At 29.7% G+C, this 13,769-nt stretch carries 26 protein-coding genes and 1 tRNA gene; 4 read left to right on the top strand and 23 right to left on the bottom strand.

Going from position 1 to position 13,769, the window contains the following annotated elements:
- Positions 1-237: 237 nt before the first annotated feature.
- The 20 genes from XO10_RS00600 to XO10_RS00505 all read right to left on the bottom strand — a co-directional run bounded on the left by XO10_RS00600 (position 238) and on the right by XO10_RS00505 (position 10,426).
- Positions 238-312, bottom strand: a tRNA-Pro gene (locus XO10_RS00600).
- 39 nt (positions 313-351) lie between these two features.
- Entirely contained in the window at positions 352-1,185 is an 834-nt protein-coding gene (locus XO10_RS00595; protein ID WP_175420993.1) for a hypothetical protein, read from the bottom strand.
- 253 nt (positions 1,186-1,438) lie between these two features.
- Positions 1,439-1,921 carry a sigma-70 family RNA polymerase sigma factor gene (locus XO10_RS00590; RefSeq protein ID WP_014295838.1) on the bottom strand — a complete coding sequence of 161 codons (483 nt, stop codon included), beginning with the start codon at positions 1,919-1,921 and terminating at the stop codon, positions 1,439-1,441.
- A gap of 16 nt (positions 1,922-1,937) precedes the next feature.
- On the bottom strand, positions 1,938-2,168 hold the full coding sequence (locus tag XO10_RS00585) for a hypothetical protein (RefSeq protein ID WP_175420992.1): 231 nt from the start codon (positions 2,166-2,168) through the stop codon (positions 1,938-1,940).
- Complete coding sequence (locus XO10_RS00580) at positions 2,155-2,430, bottom strand: hypothetical protein (RefSeq protein ID WP_175417976.1); 276 nt, start codon at positions 2,428-2,430, stop codon at positions 2,155-2,157. Before XO10_RS00580 ends, XO10_RS00585 begins: the two co-directional genes overlap by 14 nt.
- Positions 2,430-2,702, bottom strand: a complete 273-nt coding sequence (locus tag XO10_RS00575; protein WP_175420991.1) for a hypothetical protein — start codon at positions 2,700-2,702, stop codon at positions 2,430-2,432. Before XO10_RS00575 ends, XO10_RS00580 begins: the two co-directional genes overlap by 1 nt.
- Positions 2,695-3,162, bottom strand: a complete 468-nt coding sequence (locus XO10_RS00570; RefSeq protein WP_175420990.1) for a hypothetical protein — start codon at positions 3,160-3,162, stop codon at positions 2,695-2,697. The genes XO10_RS00575 and XO10_RS00570 overlap by 8 nt, the downstream gene beginning before the upstream one ends.
- 11 nt (positions 3,163-3,173) lie before the next feature.
- Positions 3,174-3,539 carry a RusA family crossover junction endodeoxyribonuclease gene (locus tag XO10_RS00565; protein ID WP_175420989.1) on the bottom strand — a complete coding sequence of 122 codons (366 nt, stop codon included), beginning with the start codon at positions 3,537-3,539 and terminating at the stop codon, positions 3,174-3,176.
- A complete protein-coding gene (locus XO10_RS00560) occupies positions 3,523-3,816 on the bottom strand; it encodes a hypothetical protein (protein WP_175420988.1) in 294 nt (97 codons plus the stop codon). Before XO10_RS00560 ends, XO10_RS00565 begins: the two co-directional genes overlap by 17 nt.
- A 2-nt stretch (positions 3,817-3,818) precedes the next feature.
- A complete protein-coding gene (locus tag XO10_RS00555; RefSeq protein ID WP_175420987.1) occupies positions 3,819-4,019 on the bottom strand; it encodes a hypothetical protein in 201 nt (66 codons plus the stop codon).
- A complete protein-coding gene (dut, locus tag XO10_RS00550; protein ID WP_014295830.1) occupies positions 4,019-4,438 on the bottom strand; it encodes a dUTP diphosphatase in 420 nt (139 codons plus the stop codon). The genes XO10_RS00555 and dut overlap by 1 nt, the downstream gene beginning before the upstream one ends.
- A gap of 3 nt (positions 4,439-4,441) precedes the next feature.
- A complete protein-coding gene (locus XO10_RS00545; RefSeq protein ID WP_175420986.1) occupies positions 4,442-4,909 on the bottom strand; it encodes a single-stranded DNA-binding protein in 468 nt (155 codons plus the stop codon).
- Between the two features lie 4 nt (positions 4,910-4,913).
- On the bottom strand, positions 4,914-6,194 hold the full coding sequence (locus XO10_RS00540; protein ID WP_175417966.1) for a replicative DNA helicase: 1,281 nt from the start codon (positions 6,192-6,194) through the stop codon (positions 4,914-4,916).
- Positions 6,184-6,393, bottom strand: a complete 210-nt coding sequence (locus tag XO10_RS00535) for a hypothetical protein (RefSeq protein WP_175417965.1) — start codon at positions 6,391-6,393, stop codon at positions 6,184-6,186. Before XO10_RS00535 ends, XO10_RS00540 begins: the two co-directional genes overlap by 11 nt.
- A complete protein-coding gene (locus XO10_RS00530; protein WP_175420985.1) occupies positions 6,390-7,181 on the bottom strand; it encodes a hypothetical protein in 792 nt (263 codons plus the stop codon). The genes XO10_RS00535 and XO10_RS00530 overlap by 4 nt, the downstream gene beginning before the upstream one ends.
- 75 nt (positions 7,182-7,256) lie before the next feature.
- Complete coding sequence (locus XO10_RS00525) at positions 7,257-7,445, bottom strand: helix-turn-helix domain-containing protein (RefSeq protein ID WP_175420984.1); 189 nt, start codon at positions 7,443-7,445, stop codon at positions 7,257-7,259.
- 309 nt (positions 7,446-7,754) lie between these two features.
- Positions 7,755-8,654, bottom strand: a complete 900-nt coding sequence (gene recT, locus XO10_RS00520) for a recombination protein RecT (RefSeq protein ID WP_175420983.1) — start codon at positions 8,652-8,654, stop codon at positions 7,755-7,757.
- Between the two features lies 1 nt (position 8,655).
- On the bottom strand, positions 8,656-9,594 hold the full coding sequence (locus XO10_RS00515; RefSeq protein ID WP_175420982.1) for a YqaJ viral recombinase family protein: 939 nt from the start codon (positions 9,592-9,594) through the stop codon (positions 8,656-8,658).
- Positions 9,595-9,679: 85 nt separating this feature from the next.
- Positions 9,680-10,126 carry a hypothetical protein gene (locus XO10_RS00510; RefSeq protein ID WP_175420981.1) on the bottom strand — a complete coding sequence of 149 codons (447 nt, stop codon included), beginning with the start codon at positions 10,124-10,126 and terminating at the stop codon, positions 9,680-9,682.
- Between the two features lie 129 nt (positions 10,127-10,255).
- Positions 10,256-10,426, bottom strand: coding sequence for a hypothetical protein (locus tag XO10_RS00505; protein WP_175420980.1), 171 nt, complete (start codon positions 10,424-10,426; stop codon positions 10,256-10,258).
- Between the two features lie 78 nt (positions 10,427-10,504).
- Here XO10_RS00505 and XO10_RS00500 point away from each other — a divergent pair, with 78 nt between their 5' ends.
- Positions 10,505-11,071 (top strand): hypothetical protein, encoded by a 567-nt coding sequence (locus tag XO10_RS00500; protein ID WP_175420979.1) that lies wholly within the window; start codon positions 10,505-10,507, stop codon positions 11,069-11,071.
- Here the strand turns inward: XO10_RS00500 and XO10_RS00495 are convergent.
- Positions 11,055-11,324 carry a hypothetical protein gene (locus XO10_RS00495; RefSeq protein ID WP_175420978.1) on the bottom strand — a complete coding sequence of 90 codons (270 nt, stop codon included), beginning with the start codon at positions 11,322-11,324 and terminating at the stop codon, positions 11,055-11,057. The genes XO10_RS00500 and XO10_RS00495 overlap by 17 nt on opposite strands.
- Before the next feature lie 26 nt (positions 11,325-11,350).
- On the opposite strand from XO10_RS00495, the gene XO10_RS00490 reads away from it, so the two are divergent.
- Positions 11,351-11,680 (top strand): hypothetical protein, encoded by a 330-nt coding sequence (locus tag XO10_RS00490; RefSeq protein ID WP_075780057.1) that lies wholly within the window; start codon positions 11,351-11,353, stop codon positions 11,678-11,680.
- Between the two features lie 59 nt (positions 11,681-11,739).
- Here XO10_RS00490 and XO10_RS10765 read toward each other — a convergent pair whose 3' ends face one another.
- Together XO10_RS10765 and XO10_RS00480 are read right to left on the bottom strand one after the other, a co-directional pair.
- Complete coding sequence (locus XO10_RS10765; protein WP_175420977.1) at positions 11,740-12,456, bottom strand: phage antirepressor KilAC domain-containing protein; 717 nt, start codon at positions 12,454-12,456, stop codon at positions 11,740-11,742.
- 6 nt (positions 12,457-12,462) lie between these two features.
- Complete coding sequence (locus tag XO10_RS00480; RefSeq protein WP_175420976.1) at positions 12,463-12,672, bottom strand: helix-turn-helix transcriptional regulator; 210 nt, start codon at positions 12,670-12,672, stop codon at positions 12,463-12,465.
- Positions 12,673-12,852: 180 nt separating this feature from the next.
- On the opposite strand from XO10_RS00480, the gene XO10_RS00475 reads away from it, so the two are divergent.
- Together XO10_RS00475 and XO10_RS00470 are read left to right on the top strand one after the other, a co-directional pair.
- Positions 12,853-13,476, top strand: coding sequence for a LexA family transcriptional regulator (locus tag XO10_RS00475; RefSeq protein WP_175417957.1), 624 nt, complete (start codon positions 12,853-12,855; stop codon positions 13,474-13,476).
- Positions 13,467-13,769 (top strand): DUF3467 domain-containing protein, encoded by a 303-nt coding sequence (locus tag XO10_RS00470; RefSeq protein WP_368494253.1) that lies wholly within the window; start codon positions 13,467-13,469, stop codon positions 13,767-13,769. The genes XO10_RS00475 and XO10_RS00470 overlap by 10 nt, the downstream gene beginning before the upstream one ends.

Below are 13,769 nucleotides of genomic sequence, written 5' to 3'. Positions count from 1 at the left end.
TCTCATCTCCTTTTTGAAGTGTAAAAGCAGGGGCGCCCGTCAAACCCCTGCGTCTTGCGACCTCCTCTCTATTCTGGAATTATACTGGCAGATATAATATCAACCAGCATAATAATTTAGATTAGTATAATCATGATTAGTATTATAAAAAAATCCGGCATTTTATATGCCGGAAAAGTGCCGGAAGCTGCCGGATTAATGCCGGAGTGCCGGTATTTATTTCAAGGAGGGAAGAGCTGGTCAGGATAGCAGGACTCGAACCTGCACCTCCACATCCCAAGTGTGGAATGCTACCCTTAACACCATATCCTGCCAATAAAAAAAGGAGCCAGTTAAGGCTCCTTTAACAAATCATTTATATTCATCAAATACATTATAATAATCATATCCGATTAAATCAATATACTTCATTTTTAAATCCATGGGAGATATCATTATGTTATCCCATTTCCAAGGTTTTTTTTCACCAATTGAGATTTTTATATATTTAGCCCTTGAAAATATCAATTTCATTGTCGTATCATATTTTGAATCATTATTATTTAACCCTTTTAAAATAATACCACTAAAATTGTCTGTCATTTCAATCGTTTGAGAATATAAAATTTTTATACTATCACTTTTATTTTTCTTTAAAACTTTTGGTTTTGGTAAAAATTTAGGTCCTTCTAATTTTACGTTATTGAGCTTAGAATATTCACTTATTTGCTTTATCAATGGCTTTGTAAAACCTTGATCATCATTTTGATCAATATACCAACGAATTTTAGGAGTTCCTGATATTTTATATCCTCCAAGATTATAATACGCCCATTTATAAAAAGGGATACCTCTTCTAAACAAATTAGCATATAAGTTTATTGTCTCGTCTTTAACCTGAGAAGGATTTTTATAATATTCTTTGTTCTTTTCTATTATTCCTACAGAAAGCAAAAATTTATTATCTGTTTCACCTAAAAAATCTTTTAAAAATTTGTTTAGTATTTCAGGATTATTTTTTATCATTCCTTTTTGTTTTTTCCAACTTCTTAATGAATTACCAAAATAAAATTTTGAAAGTTTTTTAAAACTTTCAACCGTATCTTTAATGTCATTTTCATCAAAAAAATGACTAAATATTATTATTTTATATTTATCTTGACTATTTAATCCATTATCTCCAGCTTCATCTGTAAAAACAAACAAACTATCCCCTTCTAACAAAAAAGCCCCGAAGTTTGACAGGACCTAATCCTGCTGCCTCAATCGAGGATCGAGACTTTCGGGGCTTGATTAAATATTTTCTAGTAATTTAATTATATAACCATATGTTTATTTTGTCAAGTAAAAAAATCATAAATTTTTATTAAAAAGAAAAAGGAACCTCACGGTTCCTGTAAGTATACTATTCCATCATAATAAATTATACTACATTTTGTCCGGAAAAGTCAATGATATACTATATATTGTATTGTAAAATTTTTGTTAAGCTTTTTTGCATCAAATCATAAACCGTACTTTTAGGTAAATTCATTTTTTTAGAAATTTCCCTAATACTCAATGTTTTGTAATGATTTCCATTCTTTTCAAAATCATGATTTATATAAGCATGAAATAACACTATTTTTTCTTTAGTAGTTAAAATATTCATCCACTCATCGATTAATTTTAAAATCACTATAGAATCAACAATTTCTTTTGGGATTCCATTTGTAATTAAAGAATTGAAATCTTTAACTTTTAGTGCTTTAAAAGCTTTTATTTTTTGATATTCATCATTTTTAAAAGCGCCTTCAACATGTATTTCTCCGTCTTCATCAATGTACAAGTGAATTCGTCTTCCCATTAATATTTGCAATGATTTTTTGTATTGTTGAAGTAAATCTATTATTGTTTCTTTATCTATTCTTAAACTCGCAAAAAAAGAAACAACTTCATACATTCAATATCACGCACCTTTATATTATCGCAGGTTTCTTTTTACCTTCTTTCAAAATTTTTGTATCAGCCTTGAATTCCACATGTATAATTACATCGTGAATATTTGAAAGTTGAATTAAATTATCTAATTCATCTGTAAGTACTGGATTTTTTGCATTTAATACTGTAAGTAATGAAATAGCTTCATTCAAATCCTCAACATATATTTGTTTTAAATGTCTTGAATTAAAGAAATTATACTTTTTCATGTTTCTCATCCCTTTCTAAATACAAAGATAAATTTGCTAAATTTGTTTTTGCAAAATTCTCAAGCTTAATCCACTTATACAGTTCTACATGTAATTGCCTTATATGTTCTTCAATATTTTTCTTAGCTTCTTCATTTCTTGCATTTCCAATTGAATTTTCATAATTTTTAATCATGGAAATGCATTTCTCTTTTTTTCTTCGAATATTTTCTAATGCTTCAAGATTATATTCATATTCAAGATGTAATTCTTCATTAATCATTATCCCACCCCATTTTTAAAATCTGTAATAAGATTTAAAACTTTTTTCTCTACCATACTATCTTTGCTTAAATAAATATAAAACTCTGTTAATCCTTGATCAATTCTTAATACACGAGAACCTTTTTGTACCCCTTCATCGATTATTTGCTTTACTAAAGCTATATCTGATACATACCCTTGAATATCAAAAGTATAAGGTTCATCTATATTATCGATATTTTTATACAAATAAATGATAAATTGTAAGCCAGTTAAAAGATTTTTAATCATTCATCTTCCCCTTATAAATTAATTCATAAACTGCCAACAAAAGATAATCTCCATGTTTATAATCATCACTATAATTTTCCATTTTGACTTCCAATAATGCATCTCTATCAAAATCATAAATCCAAAAATTTTCATAATACAATGGGAACTCTTCTTGTGCGTCAATTGAATTAAAATCAACTACAGCATAATTTTTAAATAATGTATTTAATATTTCTTCAGGTTCTTCAACTTGTATATCGTCATCATCGAATTTAGGAAATTCTTTTCTAAATTCATCAACATCATAAACTTTATTTATTTTTATATTATGCTTTTTGTAAAGGTTATTAATTTTTATTCGTGCTTTTTCCAAATCATAATAAAAAGCTGTTTCGATTAGTTTTGAATGTAATTCGGTTGCAAAACTTATAAATTTTGGCAATAACATTTTTGAAAAATTCCCTTTTGTTTTAAGCATTTCATTCCCTCCTACTTCTCAAACACAACCAGAGTTTTATTTTCTCCAGTGATGCTTGAATTTGTCTCAATATCAATATTTCTGTCATTTTCAAAAACTACACCCTCCAGGGCATCAATAAGAATCTTAAGTAAATTATTTGGATCAGGATGCCGCCTGTTTTTAAAGTAAAAATACACTTTCATTTTGTAAAAACTCTTATCGTTAGGAAGTCTAGTCCATTTTGCTTTTCTCATTGCTTTGACAGCAAGATAATGAACATACTCTTTAAATTCTCTTGCAGTTGCGGTCATATACATTCCATATCCATTCCCGCGTTTTCTATATGCATGATTTACTGATGGTGGAATATCATCAATTTCAATTTTCAACTTCATTCATTTCCATCTCCATACGATTCTTTCTATAGTTTCTTTTTACTTTAAGAAGTTTAGCGAATAATTCAGCATTTTTCTTCTGTAAATCAGCATTTTCTTTTACTATACTGCTAATTCTTTCGTGTAAAGAATCATTTTCTGCTGCTAATCTTCGATTTTCAATTCTTAGCCTTGAAATTTCAGTATATAAATCTATACTTTGAGATGAAGTTAAAATTTCAATTATTATAAATCCAACAAATACTCCAACAAAAGAACCTATGAAAAACAAAGTCATTTTCACACCCCCATATAATTTGCTGCAGTAAACATCAATTTATCTATCCGATCTTTTCTTATTACCCTATACACTTGTTTTCCCCTATATAATCTAAGAACATAAAAATAACCATCTTTAGATATTTCAATCTTAGTAAATTTTTCAGGTAATTTTTCTAAAATCTGTTCATATTGTCTTTCAAAATTTATTACTCCAATCATTATCTCACCCCCGTAGATCCGAATCCTTTCGTTCCTCTTTCGGTATCTTCTTCAGCCTTGCCGAGCAAGATTTCAGCGTGTAATAATACAGGAACAATTAATATTTGTGCAATTCTATCTCCGGCTTTAATTTTTAATGTTTCTTCTCCTAAATTCAGCATTATTACTCGTACTTCTCCACGATATTCACTATCAATCACTCCACCAGTAACAACAATTCCTTTAGCAGCAAATGATGATCTTTCTTTTATAATTCCAACATGTTTATACGGTATTTTCATTGTTAATCCTGTAGGAATAATTGCTCTTTGCATAGGTTTAATTTCTATATCAATTTTTGAACGAATATCATATCCAGCATCAGTCCAATGTTTTTTAAAGGGCTTTACCATATTGTTTTCATAATAAAGGCTAAACACAAATCATCCCTCCTCATCTACTGGAAAAAATTGTGGAAAGTCATCATCTTTTATTTCCGGAATATCTCCAAAAGGTTCATCAATATTATTTTCAACCTCGTTAATATCTTTAAGGTATTTTTCCTGATACTCATCAGCGGGATCTTTCTTTTTCTCCAAAAATACAATATTGCTACTAACAACATAGGATTTATTATGCCATTGTCCATTCTCATCCTGCCAATTATCTATTTGCAATCTACCTTCAACCATTATCTGCATTCCCTTTCGTAAATATTGCTCTACAAACTCAGCACTTTTACCAAAAGAAGTTACAGGTATAAAATCCGTTTTATTTTCTTGATTTTCTTTTTTGAAATTTCTATCAACCGCTAAAGTAAAATTTGAAACCTTTATATCTGTCGTTGTTAATCTTATTTCTGGATTTTTAGTAAGTCGCCCGATCAAAATTATCTTATTAAAACCTGCCATGTTTTCACCTCGCTAACGCAAGATCGAAGAAATGCGAATACTTTCCAAAGAACCCTAATTCAACTATTCCAGTTCTTCCATTTCGATTTTTCCCAACAATTACTTCCATTTTTTCGGCTTTGTCAGTTTCTTCCTCATAATTTCCTTTTTTATATTTCCAGTAATATGCTGGACGATATAAAAAGAGGATTATGTCCGCATCTTGTTCAATAGCTCCTGAATCTCTTAAATCTGCCATTAATGGTCGTTTATTTTCTCTATGTTCCACCTGACGTGATAATTGAGATAATAAAAATATCGGTATTTTAAGTTCAACAGCAAGAAGTTTCAACTGTCGTGTAATCATTCCTAACTCCTTAACAAGATCCGTCGATTTGGCCATAAGTTGTAGATAATCCAAGAATAAAGCTTTTATCTTATACTCTCGTTTTAACTTTCTGGCAAGTGATTTTACACTTTCTATTGTCAAATGAGTTGTATCCCCGAGAAGAATAGGTGTTTTCTCATATTCCTTTAATACACCTTTTATAATCTCTTGCTCCTTGTGATTTAAAAATTTATTCTCAATTTTTTGGTAGTCGATATGTGTAAATGAAGCTATTATTTTATCTCTCAAGTTTTTTTGCCCCATTTCTAAAGAAAAGAATGCAGAAGGATACCCATTTTTAGCCATATTAGTTGCAATGTTTAAAGCGAATGTTGTTTTCCCCATTGAAGGACGACCTGCTATTATAATTAATTGCTCTGGTTTAAATCCACCTATAAACTTATCTAAATCTGTTAATCCTGAAGGAATTCCATTTATTTTTCCTTGTAATGTCAATTCTCTTACTTGTTCTAATTCTTCCCAAAAAGTTGAAATACTTTCATTAAAAGTTTTAAAAGGACGTTCAGTGATAATATCAATTCCCAATATTTTCTGTTCAACATATCCTAAAACCTCGTAAATATTTCTATCTTCCAAGGTTTCATTAATTTGTTTCGTTAATTCTTTTAATTGTCTTTTTATGCTTTCTTCTTTAAGTTTTTTTACGGCACTTTCAAAATTAAATATAGCAGGAACACTGTCTATTAGCTCATCTAAACTTTCCGGCTTTATTTTTAAATCATGAGATACCGTAAAAATATCAATTGGTTCATTGTTATCAAGTTTATTTTTAAGGTATTCAAAAATCAAACCTAAATGCTGATTTGAAAAGTCTTTTTTGTTTATAGTAGCTACATCAATGGAATCATCAAGAAACATATATCCAACCAACCAACGTTCTAAATCTTCAACTCGCATTTTCCCACTCCTTGAATTTATTATCTAAATACATAACTAATTCATCATCACTCCATTTAACCTTTATAAACAAAGCTCTAAAAGTATAATATTTTGCTATTATTTTTCTTTTTAGTCCTTCAGCCTTTTTTCCATAACTGTTTGAATACGCAAAGAAAAGTTCTATAAGATCATCAAAAACTTTGTTAATATCAATCATGTTTTAAACCCCTCCGGAAAAGTTATGTAAAAATCTTCTTCTTTTTTCGTTTCTGTTCTATTTTTGTATTTTCCCTCAATTACCTTGGCGAAATTATTCGGTCGCATTAGCCATTCAAGATCAGCAATAAATGGATCCCTATTCCCATAATTAGCACGTCCTGTTAAAAAATCACTTTCCTCAACACTCTTAAAATAGTTTTCCCAAAATTTTAAATCAGGATGTTCTTTCCAACGTGCTCTAATATATTTCTTTCTTGTTTCATTCAAAACTCTAACTTTTGGTAAAGAAGGACAATACGCGTGATAAAGCTCAACTATTTTTTGATACGGAGTTTGCTGTGGTCCTTCAACTTGTTGAGGGACTATATCATTTTTTTCTATATCTTTTTCTATATCTATATCTATATTATTATTCGCGGGTAGAGTCTGACTTACTGTCTGACCTAGTGTCGCGGGTAGTATCTCGGGTAGAGTCTGACCTAGTGTCTGTGTGGCAGAGTCTGGAATAAAATATCTGGCTAAATCATTTCGATTTTTTCCCTCTTTAAAATCGATTAATCCTAATTGCTTTAATTTATTTCTTGCTCTGTAAAAAGTGTCTTTTTTTAAACGTGATTTATCCATCAAAGCTGAAGCTCTAAGTTTTACCCATTCCCTCTTGCCTGTCATTAACCAATATTCATTCAGTTCATCTAACAGTGCAAGAAATAGAAATCCTTCCTGAGCATCAATGGGTAAATATCTTAGTTGCTTCCAAAACCAACGGATAAAATCAACATATGTCATATAATCACCTCTTATTCTTTGCCATATTCATTTCAAAACTAAAACTCGAATATTAACTTGTCAAAGAGCTTTTTCTTATTTAATCAACTCATCTATAGAAACTTCTAATATTTTTGCAAGTTTAATCAATTTATCAAATGTCGGTTTTCTTCTTCCAGTTTCCCAGTGTCCTACTGATTTTGCGGTTACACCTATTTTCTTTGCTATTTTTTCTTGAGTTAATCCTTTTTTTATTCTTAATTTTCTAAGATTATTTGAAAACATAAAAAGCCACCTCTACATTTTGGTATTTTTCACAACCACTTGTGTAAATAAAAAGTAACTCTACTATATGTAGTAGTATAATAATATTGGGAGTGCAGATTTTGAATTTAATATTATCCGATTTTCAATGAAAGGAGGTGAATACAATGGCCAAGACAAACAAAGGCAAAAAGATTGTGCCAGTTAAACCATACAAACGTAAAAGAAACGGAAAAACTGAAACTGTTAAACGACATAGACGCTCAACACCTAACTAATTAAACTCTGCACTCCCAATTAATCGGGGGCTGGGGGGAAGCCCCCTTTGAGCTACTCTTTAAATACTTTTAGAATTTTATTTCTATTTTCAATATCTTCAACATTTTCTTCTTCTTTTGTTTCTTCAACAATTTCTTCCTGAACTTCAACAGCATCTTCAACAACAGCAGGAGTTTCCCAATCTGTTTCATCTGGAACTTCTAAAGCAATATCTTCCGAAATTTCTTTTTTAGTCGTTTCATCTGCAGCTACTGCTTTTTGTACTTCAATGCTCAAAGGTAAGTATTTGCATAATTGTTTTATTACTGTCTTTTTGGCCATTGCATCATAATCTGTTACCCATGGACCATTATTTGGTGATTTACTTCTTTTTCTTATCTTTTCAATATCTTCTTTTCCCATTACTAAAAAGCTATATCCGCCATCTTTAAACTTTGCAACAGCATAATATGCATATACTTCTCCTCTATTTTTTAATGCTGGTTTATGTCTTAATTTAGGATCCAAACCATATTCATATTCAAATTCATCATTTTCATATACTTCATGTGCATCTATTGTTTCAATTTCTCCGGATCTTCTTACTAACTCAAGTAATCCTTTATATCCAATTTGAAATTGCACTTCATATGACTTTGTTTTTGAAGAATAATAAGGAATGAAATAAGCATGTCCTAAAACATTTGGTTCTAATCCAAGTTGTGCTGCCTGGAGTATTGCACCAACTAAAGAAGGTAAGGAACACTGTAAAAGCTTAGGATTTTGTCTCATTGTGGTTAAAGCAACTCGAGCTAATCTTTCAGAATCCATATGTTTAGGTAAGGCTTGTTGAAGCTCTTTTGAATGTTTTCTTAAATAATCTTCTATTGACATATAGTTTTTTTGCATAGGTGAAATTGCTGTATTACTTCCATTTTTTAATTTATCTTTAACTTGCTTTGTGTTTGCCATATTATTTAACCTCCTTAATTTCAAATTTTCTATAATATGATTCTTTTATGTATTTTTTATAGAGATTCTCATGCTCTTTTTTGAATTTTTTAGAATCAAATCTACTTGATTTAATGTTTTTATAAGACAAAATATATGATCCGCATTTAGCTTTTTCATTGTCTCCAATTAATTGTTTAAGACGATTATCAATTGCTTTAATACTTGTCTCTAATTCCTTCTTTTGCCTATCTAATTCTTTTCTTCTTTCAATAAGTTCTACGTTTTCTTCAGGTAACTCAATTTCTGTTCCTTCTATTGCTTCAGGATACATGTATTTAAGAATTTCTTCAGCATCTTTACTTCCATCTAAAACTGGCGGTGTTCTATTTTCAACCATTTTCCAGAATTCTTTTTCTTTCTCAATAAGTAATTCAATTAATTCATCATCTCTTTCAATTTCTTTGTATAAAAATTTATTTCCACCAATTAATACTGCTATATATGCTTTTTCTGCTCCAGTAACGGCCATATAATGTTGAACTTGAATTATATATTCTTGAGGAACTTCATCACCTTTCCATTCTTTTTCATTCCATTGAGAAGTTGTTTTACATTCTAAAATTGCATTTTCTCCTACAACTCTTCTATCAATATTTGCAATCATAAAGTCGTATTCCGGATGTTGTAAAATTGCATTTACTCGTCTAACTTTTTTACCAGTTCTTTTTTCAAATTCTTTTGCAACTAAACTTTCAAGAACTCTTCCCCAATACATTCTTTCGTTATCTTCAACTTCTGGTGCTTCGCCTATTTTTTCAAGATATACTCTCAAAGGACTTTTATATCTATTTAATCCAACAATTGCTGCTGCATCTGATCCTCCAATTCCTTTCATTCTTGTTTTCTTCCATTCTTCATAACTAATTTCTCTTGTATTTAAAAGTTTTTCAGCTCTCATTTTTCTCCCTCCTATTATTTTTAATTTTTTTATGGTATAATATAAACGGTTAGTTTTAAGTGAAATCCATTATTACACGTCTTGCTCACACTGTCCCAGCGGTGTGGGCGTTTTTTAATGGTAAAGGCATTAATCTCTGTTGTTCTTCTTTGTATCTTTTAATCCCCTCTCTAATCTTCCATTTTTGATATGGACCTTTGATGTCAAAGAACTTTAAATATCCGTTACTTTTGCGATTTTCTGTTTCTATTTGAATTACTCTGAAAAGTATTAGCATTATTATTTCATCTTGCGGTTTATCAATTTTCTGGATAGTTTGTAATATTTCTTTGAATCTACTGCGATACGGCTCAGGAGAATCAGGTATCCAACTTTTAATCTTTTCTTTGAGTTCATCTTCAATATCTTCATACATCTCAAACCTTTCAAGTAATTGTTTTATGAAGAATGCGTTTGCTATGCTGTTTGAGTTTTCTGCTATCAACTTTTGAATCGGTATTCCTGAAATCTTTACTGTCCTTACTGTCCCCATTTTCTCCCCTCCTCTGTTTTGCAAGATTAATAAGATACTCTCTTGTTTTTGGATTTTGAAATAACGCTACTCCTATCGGATGTAGTTTCTCCACTTTTCTCATCTCCTTCAGTTAAAATTTCAAAGATTTTAACCAACTTTAGAAACTTTTCTTTCGGTTTGAATATCTTTTTTTCTTTTATCTTTTCCATCATCTTCCTCCTTTTTAGGTTTATATTTTTCCATAATTTCCGGATGATCCATTAACCAGAAACAAGCATTTATAACCGCTGCTTCTTTGTCTGTCACTTTAAAATCCATTGCATCACCTCCGTTTTGAAAATTTTGAATTTTGTATTAAAATGTTAATGATAATCTTTTATAAAGGGGGATGTTCTTATGGGATTTAAGTTACCAGAAATTATTGCTGCAACAGAAAAATTAGATTTAGCTTATCAAGTTGTTATGTCCCATAATTCAGAAAGTGGTGTAAAAAATTCTTTAGTCTCACTCTTTCAACTTTTAAAAGAAGATCGAGTTTTAAAACACATTACGAATTTAATTTCTCAAAATATTAATGTTGATATTGATAATTGGATCGAAGAAAATGCAAAATTACGTGGAAGTATGGTAGGGTCCGGAACATTTGATTTAGGTAAAAACAAATCAGAACGTTTTTTAACTTCAAAACTTATCTTGGAAAAATTAATTGACGATGAAGATTTCCCTCTAAGAATTGGTCACAATTGGTACTCAGATAATTATTTGCAAAATTTTCTCATCGATTTTCTAAATACTTTTTATAGAGAATTGAAATTTATGCTTATAGATTTGAGAGTTAAAGCAGAACTAAATGAATCAAAAAATATTTCAGAACAAAGTATCATAAATATTGTTTTAAGTGGGAATATTCAAAATGTTCAAGCAAAAAATATTGATAAGTCTGAATTTACTCAAAATGAATAATTGTTTTAGAATTTTTAATTTCTATTTTTTCTACTTTATATCCATGTGATTCAACAAAAACTTTAATAATTTCTTTTGTCTTTTCTATTGGAAATTTATCTGTAGCTTCGTCAATAATAGCTGTAAATTTTAAATTCACATTTTTGGGAACAGAATCTTTAAAAACTGTTTCATACAAACTATTAAAAACTTTTTCCAAGGATTCTTCTAAAGATGATTCCGGATCTGACACTTTAAAAGAACGAATTATCATAATAACACCTCCAAAGGAGTGATTTTATGGAACAAAAAATAAATAATTTCGGCAATAATAACAATATTCAAAACATTCAAGCTGAAAAAATAGAGAATTCTAACATAATTCAAAATTCATCAGATACTCTTGAAAATATATTTGAACAACTAAAAAAAGAAATAGCAAATATAAATGATCCAGATTTAAAAGATGATGTTGAAACAAGAATAGAGTTATTAGAAAAACAACTTGAAAAACCAAATAAAAACACATTAGAACGTTTAAAAAAATGGTTTAACGAACATAAAAGTGAGATATTCAATATATCTTCTTTAGCTCTTCAAGCAATTGGAATGTTGCTTAATAATAGTTAATTTTTAATTGGTTGCCCTGCGCAACCTTTTTTTATTCACTTTCCAAAGAGCTTTTATTCTCATATAAACTCCATCTCTCTTTTCAAAATCTTTCTGATCCATTCAAGACCTTTTGGTGTAACTAAAGTTTGAACTTTCACTTCTTCAAAATCTGTGTGTTTAATTGTATATGTTCTTAATTTGAAATATCCTCTATCTACGTATTCCTGATAAGGCTCATTATTATTTCTCAATATTCCCTGCATTCTTAAAAACTTAAATAATCTGTTTCGTCCCCAGTTCAGCAATTTTGCAACTTCTGACATTGTGTATTTGCCGTCTGTTGAAATCAATTCATCAAATGCTTCTGCTTTTGGTTTCATTTGTCTGTTTTCTGCTTCGAGAGCCTGGCGTTCTTCTTCTACTCTCACTAATTCTTTTAATGCTTCAAGATAATTTTGCGGTAACTTTGGAGTTTGTATTTTTTTATATCGTTTTTCAACTTCTATAAAATATTTTCTGAACATTCTTCCTAATTCATTATTTTCAACCATACACAATTCTTTAGCCATGTCTAATGAAATGTAGTATTCCTTTTGTTTTCCACCGCTTACTAAATTTTTAGTAAGCGTTATAAAATCAATTCCTTCAATAAAACCGTATTTTTCTATTCTGTTTCTTATCCAATCATTGAACCTCGAACCAACCTTCAATTTTTCATGTAACTCTCTTGCATTTACTGTCTGAATCTTTTCGCTGCCAAAGAATTTTTCATTTACAGAAATAAGCTCTTTCACTATGCATCACCTCGTCAATTCCGTTGTATCTTTAAAATCGAAGAGTTCTTCTACTGTTGTTCCTAATATTCTTGCTATTTTTATTGCTTTGTCGAGTGGGGGTTTGCTCATTTCATTTTCCCAAGAAGTTACAGTTGTTCTTGCAACATTTATTTTTTTAGCTAAATCTTCTTGGGTCATGTTATTTTTTAGTCTTAATTCTCTTAATTTTGACATCTTTTTCAACCTCCTTTCTTTTGTGACGAATTTCTTGACATTTATATTATACGACAATAATATCGTCATGTCAATTACAAAATAATTTCATTTGTATTAAGAGTTTATTATTATGTCAATGTTGAAAATCTTGACATTTTGGTATATAATATCAATTGAATAAATAAAAAGGTGATTATTATGGACTCAAAATTCAGTCAAAGAATTAAAGATTTAAGAGAAAGAAAAGGCTTAAAACAGATGGATTTAGCTAATATGTTGAACGTTGGACGTTCAACTGTTTCGTCATGGGAATTAGGGAAGAGCGAACCGAATTTAGAAATAATCAAACAACTTTCTGAAATTTTTGATGTCTCAGTAGACTTTCTTTTGGGAATAGATAATAAAATTAAAAACATCGAAGACAACAAACTCAGTTTAAAGCAAATTCCTGTATATGGCTATGTTGCAGCAAATAGTCAGCATGGTGAAGTTGCATATGAAGAATTACTCGATTTTATCGTTATCCCTGAAGGAATGCGAGGAGATTTTGGTTTAATAATCAAAGGAGACTCCATGGAACCTCGTCTTAAAGACGGAGATATTGCCGTAGTTTTAAAACAACCTATTCTTGAAAATGGCGAAATCGGAGTGATTATCATTAATGGAAATGAAGGCGTAGTAAAAAAATATTATCAATCTGAAAATGCTATAACATTAATTAGTTTAAATGAAAATCATCCGCCAATAGTAATCCCAAAAAGAAATTGGGACGACATAATTATTGTTGGTAAAGTAGTAGGGAAATATGAAAGATGGGAATAAAGAAAACAAGGAGGGGGATTATGGAAGAAAGAAAGGTTAAAATTATTAAGAGCGAGGATTTTAAGGAAGTATATTCAAATTTTATTACTGTATCTTCGAGTTTTTATGATCTTTCAATTAGTTTTGGCAAAATAAGAAATGCATCTGAGAAAGGAATTGAAGCTATTGTAAGAGAAGAAATTATTATGAGTCCACAACATGCGAAAGAATTTCTTAAAATATTATCCCAACATATAAAAAAGTACGAAGAACAATTTGGAGAAATAAAATTGCCAGGTTCAAAAGAGGGATAA

The organism is Marinitoga sp. 1135 (genome assembly GCF_013363245.1).
Taxonomy (GTDB): Bacteria; Thermotogota; Thermotogae; order Petrotogales; family Petrotogaceae; genus Marinitoga; species Marinitoga piezophila.
This window is presented reverse-complemented; position numbering and strand designations above follow the sequence as displayed.

Coding starts and splice junctions, on each gene's coding strand:
- XO10_RS00590 (WP_014295838.1), bottom strand. CDS start 1,921: ATGTATGAAGTTGTTTCTTTTTTTGCGAGTTTAAGAATAGATAAAGAA.
- XO10_RS00585 (WP_175420992.1), bottom strand. CDS start 2,168: ATGAAAAAGTATAATTTCTTTAATTCAAGACATTTAAAACAAATATAT.
- XO10_RS00580 (WP_175417976.1), bottom strand. CDS start 2,430: ATGATTAATGAAGAATTACATCTTGAATATGAATATAATCTTGAAGCA.
- XO10_RS00575 (WP_175420991.1), bottom strand. CDS start 2,702: ATGATTAAAAATCTTTTAACTGGCTTACAATTTATCATTTATTTGTAT.
- XO10_RS00570 (WP_175420990.1), bottom strand. CDS start 3,162: ATGCTTAAAACAAAAGGGAATTTTTCAAAAATGTTATTGCCAAAATTT.
- XO10_RS00565 (WP_175420989.1), bottom strand. CDS start 3,539: ATGAAGTTGAAAATTGAAATTGATGATATTCCACCATCAGTAAATCAT.
- XO10_RS00560 (WP_175420988.1), bottom strand. CDS start 3,816: ATGACTTTGTTTTTCATAGGTTCTTTTGTTGGAGTATTTGTTGGATTT.
- XO10_RS00555 (WP_175420987.1), bottom strand. CDS start 4,019: ATGATTGGAGTAATAAATTTTGAAAGACAATATGAACAGATTTTAGAA.
- XO10_RS00545 (WP_175420986.1), bottom strand. CDS start 4,909: ATGGCAGGTTTTAATAAGATAATTTTGATCGGGCGACTTACTAAAAAT.
- XO10_RS00540 (WP_175417966.1), bottom strand. CDS start 6,194: ATGCGAGTTGAAGATTTAGAACGTTGGTTGGTTGGATATATGTTTCTT.
- XO10_RS00535 (WP_175417965.1), bottom strand. CDS start 6,393: ATGATTGATATTAACAAAGTTTTTGATGATCTTATAGAACTTTTCTTT.
- XO10_RS00530 (WP_175420985.1), bottom strand. CDS start 7,181: ATGACATATGTTGATTTTATCCGTTGGTTTTGGAAGCAACTAAGATAT.
- XO10_RS00525 (WP_175420984.1), bottom strand. CDS start 7,445: ATGTTTTCAAATAATCTTAGAAAATTAAGAATAAAAAAAGGATTAACT.
- recT (WP_175420983.1), bottom strand. CDS start 8,654: ATGGCAAACACAAAGCAAGTTAAAGATAAATTAAAAAATGGAAGTAAT.
- XO10_RS00515 (WP_175420982.1), bottom strand. CDS start 9,594: ATGAGAGCTGAAAAACTTTTAAATACAAGAGAAATTAGTTATGAAGAA.
- XO10_RS00510 (WP_175420981.1), bottom strand. CDS start 10,126: ATGGGGACAGTAAGGACAGTAAAGATTTCAGGAATACCGATTCAAAAG.
- XO10_RS00505 (WP_175420980.1), bottom strand. CDS start 10,426: ATGGATTTTAAAGTGACAGACAAAGAAGCAGCGGTTATAAATGCTTGT.
- XO10_RS00500 (WP_175420979.1), top strand. CDS start 10,505: ATGGGATTTAAGTTACCAGAAATTATTGCTGCAACAGAAAAATTAGAT.
- XO10_RS00495 (WP_175420978.1), bottom strand. CDS start 11,324: ATGATAATTCGTTCTTTTAAAGTGTCAGATCCGGAATCATCTTTAGAA.
- XO10_RS00490 (WP_075780057.1), top strand. CDS start 11,351: ATGGAACAAAAAATAAATAATTTCGGCAATAATAACAATATTCAAAAC.
- XO10_RS00480 (WP_175420976.1), bottom strand. CDS start 12,672: ATGTCAAAATTAAGAGAATTAAGACTAAAAAATAACATGACCCAAGAA.
- XO10_RS00475 (WP_175417957.1), top strand. CDS start 12,853: ATGGACTCAAAATTCAGTCAAAGAATTAAAGATTTAAGAGAAAGAAAA.
- XO10_RS00470 (WP_368494253.1), top strand. CDS start 13,467: ATGGGAATAAAGAAAACAAGGAGGGGGATTATGGAAGAAAGAAAGGTT.